The organism is Streptomyces sp. NPDC001515 (assembly GCF_053597115.1).
The window spans coordinates 125428-144194 of the sequence record NZ_JBSFHN010000016.1; the positions used below are offsets into that span (position 1 = coordinate 125428).

The following is an 18767-nucleotide window of genomic DNA, read 5'->3' on the forward strand; positions in this document are numbered from 1 at the left end:
GTCCCCGCCGTACGCGGCCGGGACCGGGACATCCCGCCCGTACTGGCGTACGGCATCGCATAGGCTCGGGACCGATATGAAGAGCAACCTCACGCCGCTGGGGCCCAAGGCCGACAAGGACACCGTCCGGCGCAGCAATCTCAGCCTCGTGCTGCGGGCCGTCCGGGACGAGGACGGGGGCGAGGCCACCCGGGCCGGGGTGGCCGCGCGGGTGGGGCTGACCCGGGCCGCGGTGTCCTCGCTGGTCGAGCAGCTGATCGACAGCGGGTTCCTCACGGAGTCCGGCAAGACCTTCAGCGGCCAGGCGGGCCGTCCCGGGACCGCGCTGAAGACGGCCCGCACCGGGCCGTCCGGGCTCGGGGTCGAGATCAACATCGACTACGTCTCGGTGTGCGTCGTGGATCTGGCCGGCACCGGCCGGGTGCGGCTCACCGAGCACCTCGACAACCGGGGCGCCCCGCCCGGCGAGGTGCTGGCGCGGGCCGCCCGGATCGCCGCGCGCACCCTGGAGTCGGCGCGCGAGCAGGAACTGCACCCGGTCGGGGTGGCCCTGGCCCTGCCCGGCCTGGTCTCGGACGGCTCGGTGCGCCAGGCCCCGAACCTGGGGTGGAACCAGGTGCCGGCCGAGGAGCTGTTCGCCGCCGCGCTGGCGGCCGAGCGCCCGGGGCATGAGCCGCTGCCGGTCACCTCGGAGAACGAGGCGAACCTCGCGGCCCTGGCCGAGTTGTGGTTCGGCGGGCTGGGGCGGGTGCGGACCTTCCTCTATCTGACCGGTGAGATCGGTGTCGGCGGCGCCCTGGTCATCAACGGCGAGCTGCTGCGCGGCGCGCACGGCTTCGCCGGGGAGATCGGCCATGTGGTGGTCGACACGGCGGGTCCGCAGTGCCGGTGCGGCTCACGGGGCTGTCTGGAGCAGTACGCGGGTCAGGCGGCGCTCCTGCGGGCGGCCGGGGTCCCGGAGAGCGGCACCGGGGCGGGCGTGATCGAACTGGAGCGGCGCACCCGGGCCGGGGACGCGCGGGCGGTGGCGGCGGTCGCCGAGGCGGGCCGGATGCTCGGCCGGGTGCTGTCGGGGGCGGTCAATCTGCTGGACCCGGACGCGGTGGTGCTCGGCGGGATCTACCGGAGCCTGATGCCGTGGCTGGCCCCGCCGGCCGACGAGGAGCTGACGGGCCGGGTGGTGTCCGGGCTGTGGACGCCGGGTGGCGGCCGGCTCCGTGCCTCGTCCGTCGCGGGCGACGCGGCCCGGGGTGCGGCGGCCCTGGTGATGACGGACGTGCTGGCCGACCCGGCGGCGTACGCGGGGCGGGCCACGGCCTGAGGCCGGGGCGCACGCGGAGGGGGGCCGCGGCGCGTGCCGCGACCCCCTTCCCCAGGTCCCCGGTGTCAGCGGACGCCGAGCAGGTGGTCCATCGCCAGCTGGTCCAGGGCCTCGAAGGCCATGCCGCGCTCGGCGGCGGCCGTCACGTCGAACTGCTCGTAGGCCGAGCGGTCGGCGAGCAGTCCGGCGACGCCGTCGGCGGCGGTGGGCTGCGCCAGCTCGTCCAGGCGCGAGGCGCGCAGCGCCTCCTGCACGGCCGGGTCGGCGCGGAAGGCGGCGGCGCGCTCCTTGAGGATCAGGTAGTTGCGCATGCAGCCGGCGGCGGAGGCCCAGACGCCGTCGTAGCCCTCGGTGCGCGGGGGCTTGAAGTCGAAGTGGCGCGGGCCCTCGTAGCCGGCCGACTCCAGGAGGTCGACCAGCCAGAACGCCTGGCGCAGATCGCCGGCGCCGAAGCGGAGGTCCTGGTCGTACTTGATGCCGGACTGGCCGTTGAGGTCGATGTGGAAGAGCTTGCCGGCCCAGATGGCCTGCGCGATGCCGTGCGGGAAGTTGAGGCCCGCCATCTGCTCGTGGCCGGTCTCCGGGTTCACGCCGACGATCTCGGGGCGCTCCAGGCGCTCGATGAAGGCGAGGGCGTGGCCGATGGTGGGCAGGAGGATGTCGCCGCGCGGCTCGTTGGGCTTGGGCTCGATGGCGAAGCGCAGGTCGTAGCCCTGCTCGGTGACGTAGTCGCCCAGCAGGTCGAATGCCTCCTTCATCCGGTCGAGCGCGGTCCGGACGTCCTTGGCCGCGCCGGACTCGGCGCCCTCCCGCCCGCCCCAGGCGACATAGGTGGTGGCGCCGAGTTCGACGGCGAGGTCGATGTTGCGCAGCGTCTTGCGCAGCGCGTAGCGGCGGACGTCCCGGTCGTTGGCGGTGAAGGCGCCGTCCTTGAACACGGGGTGGGTGAAGAGGTTGGTCGTCGCCATCGGGACGACGAGCCCGGCGGCGTCCAGCGCCTGGCGGAACCGCTTGACGATGCCCTCGCGCTCGGTGTCGGTGGAGCCGAAGGGGATGAGGTCGTCGTCGTGGAACGTGACGCCGTACGCCCCGAGTTCCGCGAGCCGCTGGACGGACTCGACGGGGTCGAGGGCGGGCCGGGTCGCGTCGCCGAACGGGTCGCGGCCCTGCCAGCCCACGGTCCACAGACCGAAGGAGAACTTGTCCTGGGGGGTGGGCGTGAAGCGTTCCGTCATGGTCCAGCCGCCTTCGGTGCCAGGGGTTCGCGGCCGGCCGAGCGGGCGAACCTCTATTTGTTCACTGTCATGACTAATCATGCACGGACCCCCGGGCCGACGTAACCCCCCTGCAACGAGATTCCCGGGCCGCGTGACGAAACCCATCCACTTGCCCCGGAAATTCGGAGCACCCCCTGGTCCGATCGGATGCGATCACGTAATTTGTTTTCCGTACGATCAAATGCCCGTGGCGCGGTGTACGCGGCCCGGGACCCCGAACCGAGAATGAGGTCAGCCATGCCGTCGCACGAGGTCGTCATCGGTGTGGACAGCTCCACGCAGTCCACGAAGGCCGCGTTCGTCGACCGCGTCACCGGACGGCTGCTCGCCGTCGGCCGGGCCGCGCACGTCGTGACCGGCGAGGGCGGGGCACGGGAGACCGATCCCGAGGTGTGGTGGCGGGCCCTGTGCGAGGCGGTCGCCGCCGGACTGAAGGAATCCGGTGTCGCGGCGGGCGATGTCGTCGGGATCGCCGTCGCGGGCCAGCAGCACGGGCTGGTCGTCCTCGGCGCCGACGGGGCCCCGCTGCGCCCGGCGCTCCTGTGGAACGACACCCGCTCCGCCCCGCAGGCCGCCGCGCTGACCGAGGCGCTGGGCGGCGCCGAAGCATGGACGGCCCGGACGGGTTCGGTGCCGGTCGCCTCGATGACGGCGTCCAAGTGGCAGTGGCTGCGCGAGAACGAACCGGAGACCGCGGCCGCCACCGCCGCCGTCCGCCTCCCCCACGACTTCCTCACCGAACGGCTCTGCGGCCGTGCGGTCACCGACCCCGGCGACGCCTCGGGCACCTGCTGGTACTCCACGGCCACCGGCGCCTACGACCCCGATCTGCTCGCCCTGCTCGGCCTCGACGCCGCACTGCTGCCCGAGGTCGCCCCGAGCGGCGCGGCGCGCGCCGGCGGGCTCACCGAGGAGGCCGCCGCCGCGCTGGGGCTGCCGGCGGGCATCGCGGTCGCCGCGGGCACCGGGGACAACATGGGGGCGGCCGTCGGCCTCGGGCTGGGCGGCGCCGGGCTCCTGGACCACCCGGTGCTCAGCCTCGGCACCTCGGGCACCGTGTTCAGCGCCTCCCGGACCCGGCCCGCCTCCCCCGCGCTGGCCGGTTTCGCGGCGGCGGACGGCAGCTATCTGCCGCTGGCCTGCACCCTCAACTGCACGCTCGCCGTGGACAAGGTGGCCGCGCTGCTGGGCCTGGACCGCGCGGACGCCGAGCCCGGCGGCGAAGCCGTCCTGCTCCCCTACCTGGACGGCGAGCGCACCCCCGATCTGCCCGCCGCCGCCGGGCTCCTGACCGGTCTCCGGCACGACACCACCGCCCGGCAGCTCCTCGGCGCGGCCTACGAGGGTGCCGTCGTCACCGTGCTCCGCGCGCTCGACGCGTTGCTGCGGGCCTGCGGACTGGACCCGGAGGACCCCGAGGTCGCCGCCCGTCCGCTGCGCCTGATCGGCGGCGGCGCGCAGGGGCACGTCTGGGTGGAGACCGTACGGCGGCTCTCCGGCCGCCCGGTGATCGTGCCCGCCGCCGGTGAACTCGTCGCGCTCGGCGCCGCCGCACTCGCCGCGTCGGCGGCGACCGGCGAGGACCCGGTCGCGCTCGCCTCCGGCTGGGACACCGGCGAGGAGACGCGTCTGCCCGCCGTGGAGCGGGACCTCGCCACCTGGGAGCGGGTCGGCTCGGTCCTGGAACGGGCGGCGGGTCCGCTGCTGGGAGGGGCGGCGCGGTAACCCCCGTTCCGGCGCCCCGCACCGGCCGGGCGTAGAACCACCGTTCGGGCATCTCGCACCGGCCGGTGCGTAGACCCGCCGTTCGGGCGCCCCGCACCGCACCGGCTGGGCCGCCCGTGAGACATTCCCCTGCGGATGGCTGTGCCATGACAGCCGGAGGGGAGGTCGGCCATGGCGACCACGGATCAGAGAAGTACGGCCCTGTGGACGTCGGCCGCCGTGCTGCTGTCCGCCACGGCGGTCGCCGGGGCGTCGTGGCGCCTCGACGAACTGTCGGACGAGGCGCCGAACGTGACCGGCAATCTCGGGCTGGGGCTCATCCTGCTCCCCTTCCTGGCCCTGTTCGCCGGCGTCGTGTGCCTCGTGCTCTCGGCCACCGCGGTCCTGTCGACCGTTCCCCTGGCGAGGTGGCTGGGGCGGTCCGCGACCGGGCGGGCCGACGTCTGGTGGTGGGTTCCGGCAACGGCCGCCGTGGAGGCGGGACTTGTGGCGGGTGCGGGCGCCTTCCTCGGTGCGGGCCCCGGTGCGTCCCTCGTCTGCTGGGCGGCCGTGGCCGTCGCGCTCTCGGCGGCGGCCCTGACGGCCCGGCTCGCCCTGCGGGACTCCTGGCGGGGGCGGGGGGTACGCCTGTTCCTCCGGACCGCCTGCGGCGGGGCCGCCGCCGTCGCCCTGACGGTGGCCGCCTGGGCCACGGCGTACGGAGCGGGCCTGGCCACCGTCTACGAGCCGCCGGCGATGTCCCCGGCCACGCTGGCCGGCACCTGGTCCGACGGGCACGGCGGAACGCTCACGCTCGCGGACGGCGGCCGTGCCACGGCGTCCGGCCTCGACGAGCACGACGGTTTCGGAGCTCCGGCGGGCGACTGCGACGGGACCGGCACCTGGGAGTTCGACCCGGGTGACGGCCCGAGCGCCCAGCAGACGACGCTCACCCTCTCCGGCTGCGACGACGTGGCCGCCTGGTGGTACGTCCTGGGCACCGAGGAGCGCCCCGAGCTCTACGCGTACCGGGGCGACCCGGACTCCTGGGACCTCTACGTCCTGCGCAAGCGGGACTGACCTGGCGTCATGATCCTTCGTGCGCCGCGCCCGGCGGTCCACCAGCCGTTTTGGTCAGCGAACAAATGTTCACTACTATCCGGGCGATGATCATAAGAAGAAGGCTGACGGTCGGGGTGGGCATCCTGCTCGCCACCCTGACCGCCGGGCTCGGCACGGCTCTCCCCGCGTCGGCCAACGACACCCTGCCGCCGCCCGCTCCCAAGGTCGAGCTGGTGCTCGACGTCAGCGGTTCGATGCGGACCCGCGACATCGACGGCCAGTCCCGGATGACCGCCGCGAAGCAGGCGTTCAACGAGGTGCTGGACGCGGTGCCCGAGGGGGTGGAGCTGGGCATCCGCACGCTCGGCGCCGACTACCCGGGCGAGGACCGCAAGGTCGGCTGCAAGGACACCAAGCAGCTCTACCCGGTCGGCCCGCTGGACCGCACCGAGGCCAAGACGGCGGTCGCCACGCTGGCGCCCACCGGATGGACCCCGATCGGACCGGCGCTGCTCGGCGCGGCCGACGACCTCAAGGGCGGAGAGTCCACCCGCCGGATCGTGCTGATCAGTGACGGCGAGGACACCTGCGGCCCGCTCGACCCGTGCGAGGTCGCCCGCGACATCGCGGCGCGCGGCATCCATCTGGTGATCGACACCCTCGGCCTGGTGCCCAACGCCAAGATCCGCCAGCAGCTCACCTGCATCGCGGAGGCGACCGGCGGCACCTACACCGCCGTCCAGCACACCGATGAACTCTCCAGCCGCGTGAAGCAGTTGGTGGACCGCGCGGCGGAGCCCGTGGTCACCCCGGTCGCGACCGAGGGCGCGGGCAGCTGCACCGACGCCCCGGAGCTGAAGCCGGGCCTCTACACCGACCGCGCGACGTTCTCCGAGCACCGCTGGTACCGGGTGGACGTGCTTCCGGGTCAGGAACTGCGTGCCTCGGCCAGCGTGTTCGCCGACCGCGCGGTCAACAACGACTACGGCATGCTGCTGCGGGCGGTGACCGTGCACGGACGCGAGATCGTCCGGGGCTCCGAGTCCGGCACCGGCCGCACCGACGCCATCTCGTCCGGGCTGCGCTACCCGAAGCCCGAGGTGGACGACAACGACAAGCCGGCCGCCGAGACCGTCTGCCTCCAGGTCTCCCACGCCTTCTCCGCCGCCGCCTCGGTGAAGACCACCCCCGGTCTGCCGGTCGAGCTGACCATCGACCTGGTGGACGCCCCCGACCAGGGTTCGGACGCCGCCGCGTTCGGGCTCGGCCACGGCTGGTGGCTGCTGGGCCTGCTCACCCTCACCGGTCTGATCGCCGGTCTGCTGACGGGCTGGATCTCGCGCTGGCGCGTCGCCGTCTGGAGGACCAACTGATGTTCCGTACGAGACGCGTGCTCGCGGGCGCGCTGCTGACCGGCCTGGCTCTGCTCACCGGAGCGGGGGCCGCGGTCGCGGACGATCCGTCACCGAGCCCCAGCGCCTCCGGCGATGGTTCCGGCCCCACCGAGGCCGGAACCACCTTCCGTACGGCCACGGCGGTCGAGCAGGACCAGACCGCCACCGCCGGCGCCTCCACGGGCGACTACCTGTACTGGGTCTTCCCCGCCGACGCGGGTCAGCGGCCCACGGTCCGGGCGAAGGTCACGCTTCCCGAGGCCGCCACCCGGCACGGTGCCTCGACCTGGCAGATCGACGTGTACGACGGACTGCGCCGCCGCCAGGCGTGCATGTACGGCAAGCAGACCGGCAAGGCCGCCGCCGACGCCGCCTCGGTCGAACTGACCTGTGTGCTGCGGGTGGTGCGGGCCTGGTCCGAGCCGTGGGCGAACGACCCGCTGCCCGGCAGCTACTACGTGCGGCTGACGGTCGTCGATCTGCCGTCGGCCGACCTCGGCCTCCCCGTGCGTACGGAGTTCGAGGTCACCTCCGCCGACAGGAGCGGCGCCACCGACGTGGACGGCCACCTCTCCCAGCCGCTCGTCCCCGGTATCTCCACGACCGGCACGGCGGCCTCCGTCGCCTCCCCCGCCCCGGTCGCCGTCCGAGCCGAGCCCGAGGACGGCTGGGCCGGCGGCTGGTGGACGAGCCGCTGGCTGTGGACGGCCGGCGGCGGCGTCCTGGCCTCCCTCGCGGCCGTCTTCGGCTACTCCGTGACGCGCGGCCGGGGCCGCCCGTCACACGTTCCGCCGGGCGTCTGACGGCGGAGCGGGCGGAAAGGGGCGGGAGCTGTCGGCCGACGGCTCCCGCCCCTTTCCGTCGCCGGTATCAGCGACGGGCCGAGCCTCGGTGAGCAGCACGCTCAACTGACGTCCCAGCTCCCGGAATCCGAGGGCTCGGGCCACCCGTCGCGACGCCTCCGGGCGCGCCCGCCACTGGGGCAGCAGTCCGGCCGCGAGGGCGTGCGCCGTCGCGGCGGAGGCCACCTGGCGGGCCAGACCCCGGCCCCGGGCGCGCGGTGTGGTCAGCACGCAGAGATGGGCGGTCCGCGCCGGCCACTCCTCGTAGCCCGCCGCCGCCGGAATCGCTCCCCCGGCGTCGCGTACGACGAAGGCCGGCGAGGTGAGGGCGTCGAGTCCGCACTCCTCGGCGTCCGCCTCGCTCACCGCGCCGAGCAGCCCCAGCAGTTCGGCGTGGCCGGCGGGCAGGGTGGTGACGGCTCCGTCCGGGCCAGGGTGCTGCCGGAAGTCCCCGGGCTCCAGATACGCCAGGGCGGCCGGTCCCAGCACCTCGGCGACCGGCAGCCGGGCGGCGATCCGGACCGGGTCGGTGAGCGCGCCGGGCGGGAGGCCGTCGAGCGCGCGGCGTACGGCGCGGGCGGCGGCGTCCGTGGGGGCCGTGATCAGGGCGGCGTCCCCCAGGCGGACCGTGCCGACCCAGGAGGGCGGGGCGAGCGCCGAGCCGGGAGCGGTGACCACGACCGGGCCGCCGGAGAGGGAGAAGGCACCGGGCACCCCCGCCAGGCACTCCCACAGCCGGCGGGCCCGCGTCATCAGCGGATCGTGGTCCATGCCCCGGATCCTCCCCCGCCTCCGGACCGCCGCGAAAGCGGGTTTCCCTCAGACCGACGGCCAGTTCCTCAGCAGGGCGTCCAGCGCGTCCACGGACCGCTCCCAGGACTCCTGGGAGTCGGGGGCGCTGTGGCTGAAGCCGCCGCGCAGTTCGAGGGTGACGAAGCCGTGGAAGACGCTGCCGAGGAGCCGGACCGCGTGGGTCTCGTCGGGTTCGGCCAGGTCGTAGCCGCGCAGGATGGCGCGGGTCATCCGGGCGTGCCGGGCCCCGGCGCTCGCGGCGGCCGCCTCCGGGTCGAGCGGGAACTGGGCGGCGGCGTAGCGGCCGGGGTGCTCGCGGGCGTAATCGCGGTAGACGTCCGCGAAGGCGGCGAGGGCGTCCTTGCCCGCGCGTCCGGCGAGGGCGGCGGCGCCCCGGTCGGCCATTTCCTCCAGCGCGAGCAGGGCGATGCGCGTCCTGAGGTCGTGGGAGCTCTTGACGTGCGAGTAGAGGCTCGCGACCTTGACGTCGAAGCGGCGGGCCAGGGCGGAGACGGTCACGGCGTCGAAACCGGCCTCGTCGGCCAGCTCCGCACCGGCGCGTGCCAGGCGGTCCGGAGTCAGTCCCGCGCGCACCATCGCCTCCTCCTCGCCGCCGTCGTGTGGCTCCTCCCTCATCATGCGCGTACCTAAAGGGTCTAGGCAAACGGGTGCGCCCTTCAGGCGGCACGGCCCGGCCAGGGGTTCCGGTGGCCGGATGCGTCCGGAGCGGGGCGGCAGGGGTGTCATGTCCGGGCTAGGCTCGGCAACTCACGTACGCCACAAGGTCGGTGACGCACCCTCGCACCGGCCGGACCGTCAGAGCGGAGACCTTCCATGTCCACGGAGACCGGGCCGGCCGTCGACGCCGCCCCGCGCGGCCACCGCATCGTCCCCGGCCCCCGGGGGGTGCCCTTCCTCGGGAACATGCCGCAGTTCGGCAAGAACCCCCTCGCCTTCTTCGAGCGGCTGCGCTCCCACGGGGACCTGGTCCGGTGGCGCTTCGGCCCGAACGAGTGCCTGTTCGTCGCCGATCCGGAGTGCATCGGCGAGCTGCTGACCGAGACGGAACGCACCTTCGACCAGCCGGCGCTCGGCATCGCCTTCCGTACGGTGATGGGCAACGGCGTCGTGGTGGCGCGCGGTACCGACTGGCGGCGCAAGCGTTCGCTCGTCCAGCCCTCGGTGCGCCCCAAGCAGGTCAGGTCGTACGCGGCGACCATGGCGGACAGCGCGGTGGAGCTGGCGGACACCTGGGCCGACGGCCAACGCGTGGACGTCAAGCGGGAGATGGCGGCGCTCACCCAGAAGATCGCCGTCCGGACGATCTTCGGTGTGGACACCCCGGCCGACGCCGAGGCCATGGGACGGGCCATGGACGTGGCCCAGTCCGAGATCGGCAAGGAGTTCGCGGGGATCGGCGCCCTGCTGCCGGACTGGGTGCCGACGCCGGGGCGGGCCAGGATCAGGAAGGCCGCCGCCGTCATCGACGCCGAGGTGGGCCGGGTCGTCGCCCGCCACCGCGACGGCACCGACGAGCGTCCGGACCTGCTGAGCCGGCTGCTCACCGCCGTGGACGAGACGGGCGCGCGCCTCAGCGACCGGGAGATACGCGACGAGACCGTCACGCTGTACATCGGCGGCCACGAGACGACCAGCTCGACGCTGGTGTGGGCGTGGTACCTGCTCTCCCGCACCCCGCAGGCGCGCGCCGCGCTCACCGAGGAGCTGGACCGCGTCCTCGGCGACCGCGACCCCGGCTTCGACGACTACGCGCGGCTGACCTACGCCCAGGCGGTGGTCAAGGAGACGCTGCGGCTCTACCCGACGATCTGGCTGGTCACCGGGGTCGCCAAGGAGGGCGCCCGGATCGGGGGGCTGCCGGTGGCGGAGGGGACCAGGGTGTGGAGCAGCCAGTGGGCCACGCAGCGGGACGCGCGGTGGTTCCCGGAGCCGGAGGCGTTCCGGCCGCAGCGGTGGGACGCGGAGGCGGGCGACGAGATCGCGGAGTACGCCTGGTTCCCGTTCGGCGGCGGGCCCCGGGTCTGCCTGGGCACCCGGTTCGCGATGGTGGAGGCGGTGCTGATCCTCGCGGTGCTGGCCCGCCGCTTCGACCTGGACGTCGACCCGGGCCCGGTGAACCCGGTCCCGACGCTGACCCTCCAGCCGGACCGCGAGGTGCTGGCCACGGTCCGGGCGCGGTAGCCCCACCGGCGCCTTCTCCGGCGGGGCCGGGGCCGGGATCACCACGGATGCGTAACGAACATATCCGACCTGTCGCTACTAATCGGGCATACCCTCAGACTGTTCCTGTCGGCCTTCCTTCACCGGCCGGGCCGCGCTCACCGGCTGTCGATCCCAGGGGAGCAGCACCATGCGTCCGAGTTCCGCCCTCACCGCCGCACTGACCGCCGGGGCCGCCCTGGCCCTGGCGGCCGCCGGCGCCGTCGCCCCGGCGGGTGCCGCCACCGCCGGACGGTCCGCCGCGCCCGCGCCCTGCGCCGAGAAGGTCCTGCGGATCACCGCGTCGCCGGGCGCGGAGTCCGGCACGGCACGGATCGCCGTCGTCAACCGGGGCGGCCGCGCTTGCGTGGTGGACCGGATCCCGACCGTCACGTTCAAGGGCCTGGACGGTTCGGCCGAACCGGTGCCGCCCGCGACGAGCGGTCCGTACACCCTGTCGCCCGGCGAGCGCGGGTACGCCGCCGTGCGGACGGCGGAGCGGGGCTCCGACCAGGGGCACGTCGTGCGCAGCATCTCCGTGGCGGCGGATCCGGCGCACCACGGGGTCACCTTCTCCGCCGCGTCGGTCGGCATGGACGCGGGCATCCGGGTCTGGTCGCCCGTGACCACGCTCTGGCACCCCACGCCGGGCGCGGCCGATCGAGCCCTGGCGGCGGCCACGCGCTGAGCCGGGGGCCCTGCGCGCACCACGGGGCGGGGAGCCGTACGGGCTCCCCGCCCCGCACCGTTTCCACCGGGTCAGACGCCGTTCAGCGTCACCGTGCCCGTCCCCCGCGCCTCGGCGCCGGTCGTCTCGGCGACCACCCGGTACGGGCGGTCGGTGCCCTCGGCGGTGACGGTCAGGGTCTCCCCGTCCCGCTCCACCCGGAAGGTGGCGGCCTCCGCACCGGTCAAGTCCGGCACGCTGACGGTCACGGCCTCGCCGTCGGGGGCCCCGCCGAAGACCCGCAGGGTGAGGCCGTCCAGCCAGTCCGCGTCGGGGCGCTGGTCGTCGGCGCCCCAGGGCAGCACCGCGCCCGGGCGGACCAGGAGCGGCAGGCTGTCGAAGCCGTGGGTCTCGTGGCGCCAGACCGGTCCGGTGACGGTCTCGCCGGTCAGCAGCACGGTCCAGGTGCCCTCGGGGACGTAGTACTCGACCTGCCCGTCCTCCGTGAAGACGGGGGCGACCAGCAGATCGGGGCCCAGCATGTACTGCCGGTCCAGCATCCGGGTGGTCGGATCGCCGGGGAACTCCAGCAGCATCGGGCGCATCACCGGGACGCCGGTGCGGTGGGCGGTGACGGCGGCCCGGTAGAGGTAGGGCATCAGGCGGTGCTTGAGGAGGGTGAACGCGCGGGCGACGTCCACGGCTTCCTCTCCGAACGCCCACGGCACCCGGTAGGAGACGTTGCCGTGCAGCCGGCTGTGCGAGGACATCAGGCCGAAGGCCAGCCAGCGCTTGAAGACGGCCGGGTCGGGGGTGCCCTCGAAGCCGCCGATGTCGTGGCTCCAGAAGCCGAAGCCGGAGAGCGACAGCGAGAGCCCGCCGCGCAGGGATTCGGCCATGGCGGTGAAGGAGGCGAAGCAGTCGCCGCCCCAGTGGACGGGGAACTGCTGGCCGCCGGCGGTCGCCGAGCGGGCGAAGACGACGGCCTCGCCGTGGCCGCGCTCCTTCTCCAGGAGGTCGAAGACGGTGCGGTTGTAGATCTGCGCGTAGTAGTTGTGCATGCGCTCGGGATCGGAGCCGTCGTGCCAGACCACGTCCGTGGGGACGCGCTCGCCGAAGTCCGTCTTGAAGCAGTCCACGCCCTGGTCGAGCAGGGCCCGGAGCTTGCCGGTGTACCAGGCGCGCGCCGCCGGGTTGGTGAAGTCGACCAGCGCCATGCCGGGCTGCCAGAGGTCCCACTGCCAGACGTCGCCGTTGGGGCGGCGCACCAGATAGCCGTGCTCGGCGCCCTCCGCGAACAGGGCGGACTTCTGGGCGATGTACGGGTTGATCCACATGCTGATGCGCAGCCCGCGCTCCTTGAGCCGGGCCAGCATGCCCTCCGGGTCCGGGAAGACGTCCGGGTCCCAGAGGAAGTCCGACCACTGGTACTCGCGCATCCAGAAGCAGTCGAAGTGGAAGACGGAGAGCGGGATCTCGCGTTCGGCCATGCCGTCGACGAAGGAGGTGACGGTCTCCTCGTCGTAGGAGGTGCAGAAGGAGGTGGTGAGCCACAGTCCGAAGGACCAGGCCGGCGGGAGGGCCGGGCGGCCGGTGAGGGCGGTGTAGCGGGCCAGCACCTCCTTCGGCGTGGGGCCGGCGACGAGGTAGTACTCCAGCGACTGGTCCTCGACGCTGAACTGCACCTGGCCCACGGATTCCGAGCCGATCTCGAAGGAGACCTTGCCGGGGTGGTTGACGAAGACGCCGTAGCCGCGCGAGGAGAGATAGAACGGGATGTTCTTGTAGGCCAGTTCGCTGCTGGTTCCGCCGTCGGCCTGCCAGATGTCCACCGTCTGGCCGTTCTTGACGTACGGAGTGAACCGCTCGCCGAGTCCGTAGACGTTCTCACCGACGTCCAGAGCGAGTTGGGCGATCATGTGGTGGCTGCCGTCGGGCAGGGCGGCGAAGGCGGTGCCCTTGCTGTCGACGCCGGTCAGCCGGCGTCCGTCGGCGTCGAGGAAGGTGAGGCCCCAGGGGCCGTCGCCGTCCATGCGCAGGGTGAGCGGGCCGCTGGTCAGTTCGGTGACCGCGCCGTCCCGCCGGACGCGGGCGCCGGCGGCGGACGGGTCGCGTCCGGGCAGGTCGAAGTCCGGTCCGTGGTGGACGCGCCCGGCGTGGTGGGTGACGCGGACGCCGATGACGCCCTCGGCCGGGGAGAAGCAGTCGACCGTGAGGAGCGGGGTGTTCAGGGTGTCGCCTCGGGCGGCGACGCGCTTCACGGCGGCGTAGGCGGTGAACCGGTCGTCGTCGGCGCGCAGCTCGCGGATCTCGGTCGCGTAGGAGGCGCGTACGCCCTCACGCATGAGCCAGAAGCCATCGGTGAACTTCATGTGCGGACTCCTTGCCGGGGCAGGGGACGGACGGGGGTGCGGGCGGCGCGGCTCACGCGCCGGCCCCGCTGAAGGCGATCCGGGCCAGGCGCACCGGGCCCCGCAGCGCGACGCGCAGATCGGTGGTGCCGGAGACGTCCAGGCGCGCGGTCGCGGCGCGGTAGTCGTAGGGGCCGTCGGTGGGCGTGACGGGCACGGTGACGGTGGTGGTTCCGGCGGTGAGCACGACGGCGCCCTCGCCGGACGCGAGCACCTCGGCCGTTGCGGCACCGGAGCCGAAGTCGCAGCGGCGGTAGAGGAGTTCGTTGGTCTCGGCGGTGGCGGTGACGGCGTCGCCGTCCTTCCTCGCGCGGTCGACGATCTCGGTGCCGAGCTGTTCGTCGTAGTCGGCCGCCTCCAGTCCCCGGTCCAGGACGGGGCGCGGGGCGATGGGTTCGCCGTCGATGTGGACGACGGCGACGAGCCGGATGTCCGCGCTGGACGCGCCGGCCTGGATCTCGTACGCGCCGGGCTCGACGGTCCAGCGGCCGTGGGCGACGTCCCAGTGCCCGATGTCGGACAGGGCCAGGGTGAGGTCGATCCGTTCGGAGGCGCCGGCGGCCAGGTGGAGTCTGCGGTGTCCGGCGAGCTGGCGCACGGGCCGGACCACGGACGGGGCGACGGCGCGGACGTAGAGCTGGGCGACCTCGTCGGCGTCGGCGGTGCCCGTGTTGGTGACCGTCCACGCGACCCGGAGCAGGTCGCCGTCGCGTTCGGCGGTCAGGGCGCTGTGGGTGAAGGCGCTGTACGAGAGGCCGTGGCCGAAGGGGTAGAGCGGGGTGCCCTCGTAATAGAGGTAGGTCTGCCGGGAGCCGATGATGTCGTAGTCCAGCAGACCGGGCAGTTCGGCGTCGGAGGTGTACCAGGTCTGCGGCAGCCGGCCGGCCGGGGAGACGTCGCCGGACAGGATCCGGGCGAGCGCCGTGCCGGCCGCCTGGCCGCCGTGCGCGGTCCACAGCAGCGCGGGGAGGGTGGCGGCAGCGTCGGTGAGGGCGTACGGGTAGGGCGAGGTGACCGCCAGGACCGTGCGCGGGTTGGCGGCGTGGGCGGCGCGCCAGAGGCGTTCCTGCTGGGCGGGGAGGTCCAGGGTCGGGCGGTCCTCGGTCTCGCGGCCGTTGATGTGGGGGTCGTTGCCGACGACCACGACCACGGTGTCGGCGGCGGCGGCCGCGCGGGCGACGGCGTCCTCGCCGCGCTCGACGGTCACGGTCTCGAAGACCGTCGCGGCGGCCCGGGAATCCTCTTCGCCCGGGGCGGCAACCTTTACGCCGTCGGCGGCGACAGAGACGTACCCACCCGTACCGATGTGCAGAAGGCGGTGACCGCCGTCGTGACCCTCCACCGCCTCCAGGCGGAACGTCTCCTGGACGATCCAGCCGCCCGGCTCGTCGGCCGAGGCGCGCACAAAGCCGTCCTCGGCGACCGAGAGATAGCGTCCGGCCGGCTCCCGGAAGGTCAGGACGCCGTTGCCCCAGTCGATGAGGGCCAGGTCGGACGGGGTGTCGCCGCAGGTGAGCGGGGGCAGGTCGGTGCGTCCGGCGAGCAGGGCCGGGTCGAGCGCGCCTTCCGCACCGCGCGTGGCCTCCGCACCGGAGGCGGCCTCGGGGATCCGCAGCCAGCCCCGCGCGCACCGCAGCCGGACCAGGTCGGCACCCTCGGCGAAGACGACGCGGTCGGCGCCGAAGCGCTCGCGGATGCCGTCGAGCGGGGTGGAGCGGTGAATCAGGGTGCCGCTGTACCAGTCGAGCTTGCACGCGTCGGCGAGGAGCCCCACCACCGCGACGGTCCTCCCGGCACCGGGGTCGAGCGGCAGGATGCCGTCGTTCTTCAGCAGGACGACGGCCTGTTCGGCGGCCTCCAAGGCGAGCGCCCGGTGCTCCTCGGTGTCGAAGTCGGCGGTGTCCGCGTACGGGTCCCGGTCGGGGTCGAACTCACCGAGCGAGAAGCGCAGTTCGAGCAGACGCCGGACGGCGGTGTCGATGTCGTGCTCGTCGAGCAGGCCGCGTTCCAGGGCGGCCCTGATCCGTCCGGTCATGACCGTGGGGTCCTGGCCGTGGTCGGTGAAGCTGTCGACGCCGGCCCGCAGGGCGGCGGCCGTCGCCTCCTCGTGGGTGTCGAAGTAGTGCTCGGAGTCGACCAGGTTGGAGGGGGCTCCGGCGTCGGAGCAGACCACCAGGGAGCGGCCGGTCCAGGCCCGAAGGTGCTCGGAGAGCAGCGGCGAGACGTGGTTGGGGCGGCCGTTGACCAGGTTGTAGGCGGGCATGACCCCGGCGACGGCACCCGCGCGCACGGCGTCCTCGAACGCCTTGAGGTCGTACTCGCGCAGCACCCGGGGGCGGACGGAGGACGAGGTGATGTCGCGTCCGGTCTCGTTGTTGTGGGCGAGCCAGTGCTTGAGGACGGGGGCGGTGCGCCAGTAGACGGGGTGCTCGCCGCGCAGTCCCCGGGTGTACGCGACCGCGATGGCGGAGGTCAGCCGGGCGTCCTCGGAGTAGCCTTCCTCGCCGCGTCCCCAGAGCGGGTGGCGGAGCAGATTGACGGTCGGGGCCCAGACGTTGAGGCCGACGCGGTCGTCTGCGGCGCGCTTGGCGCGGACCTCGTTGCCGACCGCCTCGCCGACGCGGCGGACCAGTTCGTCGTTCCAGGTGGCGCCGAGGCCGACGGCCTGCGGGAACACCGTGGCCGGGCCCATCCAGGCCACTCCGTGCAGGGCCTCCTGGCCGGTGCGGAAGGGCGCGAGCCCGAGCCGGTCGACCGCCGGTGCGAACTGGTGCAGCATCGCGATCCGCTCGTCGAGCGTGAGCCGCTGAAGCAGATCGTCGATGCGCTTGGCGAAGGGCAGCTGCGGATCGCGGAAGGGCTGCGGTTGTTCCGTCACGTGCGGATCCCCTTGGAGAGGTGGGTGGTGTTCCGGGTCGGTTGGCTCATGCGCACACCGAGAAGGCGCCGGAAGATCTTTCGAAGCGCTTCGATGCTCAACGGCCAACCCCGCAGGTGTCAAGGCCCCGTTCTCTCCCCGGTGGTGGCACCGACTCGGATCACCTCAAGAAACGGTTCGGAAACGGGAGTCAGGAACTTCGAAACGGACTCTTGTGCGACCGGAACCCTTCACTTAACCTCGCTGCAACATCGAAGCGCTTCGACGGAGTCTCGATGGGGCGCCTCGCGCCCATGATTTTCGGGGGTGGCAGCAGGATTTGCCGCTTCCCTGTTGAACCGCTTCACCTGGACCCGGTCGGACCGGTCCAGCCAGCAACGCCCCACCTCAGACACAGGAACCGAACGGCGGCCGTCCCGCCACGTGTCGTCCTGGTGCGCTTCGAAGGGTTGACGCAATGACGCCGAATTCCATCCCCTCCTCCGCGGCTCCGAGCCGGAGAAGCTTCCTCGCCACGGGCGCGGTCGCCGCCGTCGCCGTGGCCGGCGGGGTGCCGCTGCTCGCCGCGTGCGGCGGTTCCGGCTCCGCGAAGAAGGACGGGACGACGACGGGCAAGGAGCTCAAGAAGGTCGTCCCGAGCTACGTCCCGCTGAACCTGGTCGAGCCGGACATCGCGAGCGTCAACGGATCGAGCCCCGGCTTCACGAAGCTGCCGGACCCCCTGGCCGTCTCGGTGAAGTCGGTTCCGGGCAAGGGATCGAAGTTCCGCGTCATGACCCCGCTGTGGGGCACCGTCCCGAAGAAGAACAACCCGTACTACACGGCCGTGAACAAGGCCGTCGGCGCCACCCTCGACTTCGACCCGCAGGACGGCACCACGTACCAGGAGAAGATCGGCGCGGTCCTCGCCGGCTCGGACATCCCGGACGCCATGACCATCCCCGGCTGGAACATGCAGGGCCAGATCCGCAACGCGATCGTCGCCAAGTTCGCCGACCTCACCCCGTACCTGGCCGGTGACGCGGTCAAGAAGTACCCGAACCTGGCCAACATCCCCACCGGCGCCTGGCAGTACTCGGTCTTCGGCGGCAAGCTGCGCGGCCTGCCCATGCCCAACCCGATCCTCGGCAACGCCCTCTTCTACCGCAAGGACCTGACCGGCTCCGGCGCGATGCCCGCCAGCGCCGACGACCTGCTGGCCTTCGGCAAGGAGTACACCGACCCGAAGAAGAAGGTCTGGGCCTTCGACGACCTCTGGGTCTGCATCCAGATGATCTTCGGCGTGCTGCCCGACGCCCCGCACTACTGGCAGCTGGAGAACGGCAAGCTGGTCCACAAGATCGAGACGAAGGAGTACCGCGAGGCGCTCGCCTTCGCCCGCAAGCTCCACGACGGCGGCTACGTCCACCCCGACGCCGAGGCCGGCAAGGACGCCGATGCCAAGATCCGCTTCACCAGCGGCCACACCGTCATGTACAACGACGGCACCGGCGGCTGGAAGGGCATGGTCACCGAACAGGCCGCGTCCAACCCGAAGTTCGACATGCAGGCCCTCGACTTCTTCCACAACGACGGCGGCAAGCCGGTCCTGTGGCAGTCGGACCCGGCGGGCATCTTCACCTTCCTCAGCAAGAAGCTCCCCAAGGAGAAGATCGAGGAGTTCCTCGCGATCGCCGACTACGCGGCGGCGCCGTTCGGCACCGAGGAGTTCATGCTCACCAACTACGGCGTCAAGGGCACCCACTACACGATCAAGGACGGAGCACCCACCTACACCCCGCAGGGTGTGGAGGAGGCCCAGCCCTCCACGCTGCTCTTCGTCGCCTCGCCGCCCACCGCGATCGCCTACCCGGACCAGCCGCAGCTGGCCAAGGACTACGCCGGCTGGATGGCCCGCCAGGCCCCGTACGTCAAGAAGCCCCTCTTCTTCGGCATGCAGGTCGTCGAGCCCCAGCGCTACGCCTCCCTCTACACGCCGTTCGACGACCTCCAGAAGGACATCCGCCGCGGCCGCAAGAAGGTCAGCGACATCGACGACGCCGTGAACACCTGGAAGAAGAGCGGCGGCGAGAAGCTGCGCGCCTGGTACCAGGACATTCTCGACAAGAACGGCTCCGGCAACTGACGCGTCCACCACGCGCCGGGCGTACGCGCCACAGCAGAACGGCCGCCGGGCATCCGACGCCCGGCGGCCCAGGG

13 protein-coding genes are annotated in these 18767 nt (G+C 73.1%); 8 read left to right on the plus strand and 5 right to left on the minus strand.

Annotated features, from left to right (window positions below; genetic code table 11):
• The first annotated feature begins 76 nt into the window (after positions 1-76).
• Positions 77-1321, plus strand: coding sequence for an ROK family protein (locus tag ACWCXC_RS18760; protein WP_450681318.1), 1245 nt, complete (start codon positions 77-79; stop codon positions 1319-1321).
• A 65-nt stretch (positions 1322-1386) separates the two neighbouring features.
• Here ACWCXC_RS18760 and xylA read toward each other — a convergent pair whose 3' ends face one another.
• Entirely contained in the window at positions 1387-2556 is a 1170-nt protein-coding gene (gene xylA / locus ACWCXC_RS18765) for a xylose isomerase (protein ID WP_450889918.1), read from the minus strand.
• 279 nt (positions 2557-2835) lie between these two features.
• Between xylA and xylB the strand changes: the two genes are divergently transcribed.
• The 4 genes from xylB to ACWCXC_RS18785 all read left to right on the plus strand — a co-directional run bounded on the left by xylB (position 2836) and on the right by ACWCXC_RS18785 (position 7561).
• Positions 2836-4323 carry a xylulokinase gene (gene xylB, locus ACWCXC_RS18770; RefSeq protein WP_450889920.1) on the plus strand — a complete coding sequence of 496 codons (1488 nt, stop codon included), beginning with the start codon at positions 2836-2838 and terminating at the stop codon, positions 4321-4323.
• A gap of 171 nt (positions 4324-4494) precedes the next feature.
• Complete coding sequence (locus tag ACWCXC_RS18775; protein ID WP_450889922.1) at positions 4495-5382, plus strand: hypothetical protein; 888 nt, start codon at positions 4495-4497, stop codon at positions 5380-5382.
• 86 nt (positions 5383-5468) lie between these two features.
• Positions 5469-6737, plus strand: a complete 1269-nt coding sequence (locus tag ACWCXC_RS18780) for a VWA domain-containing protein (protein ID WP_450681321.1) — start codon at positions 5469-5471, stop codon at positions 6735-6737.
• On the plus strand, positions 6737-7561 hold the full coding sequence (locus tag ACWCXC_RS18785; RefSeq protein WP_450681322.1) for a hypothetical protein: 825 nt from the start codon (positions 6737-6739) through the stop codon (positions 7559-7561). The genes ACWCXC_RS18780 and ACWCXC_RS18785 overlap by 1 nt, the downstream gene beginning before the upstream one ends.
• Here ACWCXC_RS18785 and ACWCXC_RS18790 read toward each other — a convergent pair.
• Together ACWCXC_RS18790 and ACWCXC_RS18795 are read right to left on the minus strand one after the other, a co-directional pair.
• Positions 7538-8371 (minus strand): GNAT family N-acetyltransferase, encoded by an 834-nt coding sequence (locus ACWCXC_RS18790; protein ID WP_450681323.1) that lies wholly within the window; start codon positions 8369-8371, stop codon positions 7538-7540. The genes ACWCXC_RS18785 and ACWCXC_RS18790 overlap by 24 nt on opposite strands.
• A 48-nt stretch (positions 8372-8419) precedes the next feature.
• Positions 8420-8989, minus strand: a complete 570-nt coding sequence (locus tag ACWCXC_RS18795; RefSeq protein ID WP_450681335.1) for a TetR/AcrR family transcriptional regulator — start codon at positions 8987-8989, stop codon at positions 8420-8422.
• Positions 8990-9226: 237 nt separating this feature from the next.
• On the opposite strand from ACWCXC_RS18795, the gene ACWCXC_RS18800 reads away from it, so the two are divergent.
• Positions 9227-10594, plus strand: coding sequence for a cytochrome P450 (locus tag ACWCXC_RS18800; protein WP_450681324.1), 1368 nt, complete (start codon positions 9227-9229; stop codon positions 10592-10594).
• 169 nt (positions 10595-10763) lie between these two features.
• Positions 10764-11300 carry a DUF4232 domain-containing protein gene (locus tag ACWCXC_RS18805; RefSeq protein ID WP_450889925.1) on the plus strand — a complete coding sequence of 179 codons (537 nt, stop codon included), beginning with the start codon at positions 10764-10766 and terminating at the stop codon, positions 11298-11300.
• 71 nt (positions 11301-11371) lie between these two features.
• Here the strand turns inward: ACWCXC_RS18805 and yicI are convergent, their stop codons facing one another.
• The gene (gene yicI, locus ACWCXC_RS18810) at positions 11372-13651 is read right to left on the minus strand and encodes an alpha-xylosidase (RefSeq protein WP_450889927.1); all 2280 of its coding nucleotides are present in this window, start codon (positions 13649-13651) and stop codon (positions 11372-11374) included.
• Between the two features lie 52 nt (positions 13652-13703).
• Positions 13704-16568, minus strand: coding sequence for a glycoside hydrolase family 3 C-terminal domain-containing protein (locus ACWCXC_RS18815; RefSeq protein WP_450889929.1), 2865 nt, complete (start codon positions 16566-16568; stop codon positions 13704-13706).
• Positions 16569-17025: 457 nt separating this feature from the next.
• Between ACWCXC_RS18815 and ACWCXC_RS18820 the strand changes: the two genes are divergently transcribed.
• Positions 17026-18693, plus strand: coding sequence for a Tat pathway signal sequence domain protein (locus ACWCXC_RS18820; RefSeq protein WP_450684214.1), 1668 nt, complete (start codon positions 17026-17028; stop codon positions 18691-18693).
• Positions 18694-18767: the final 74 nt, after the last annotated feature.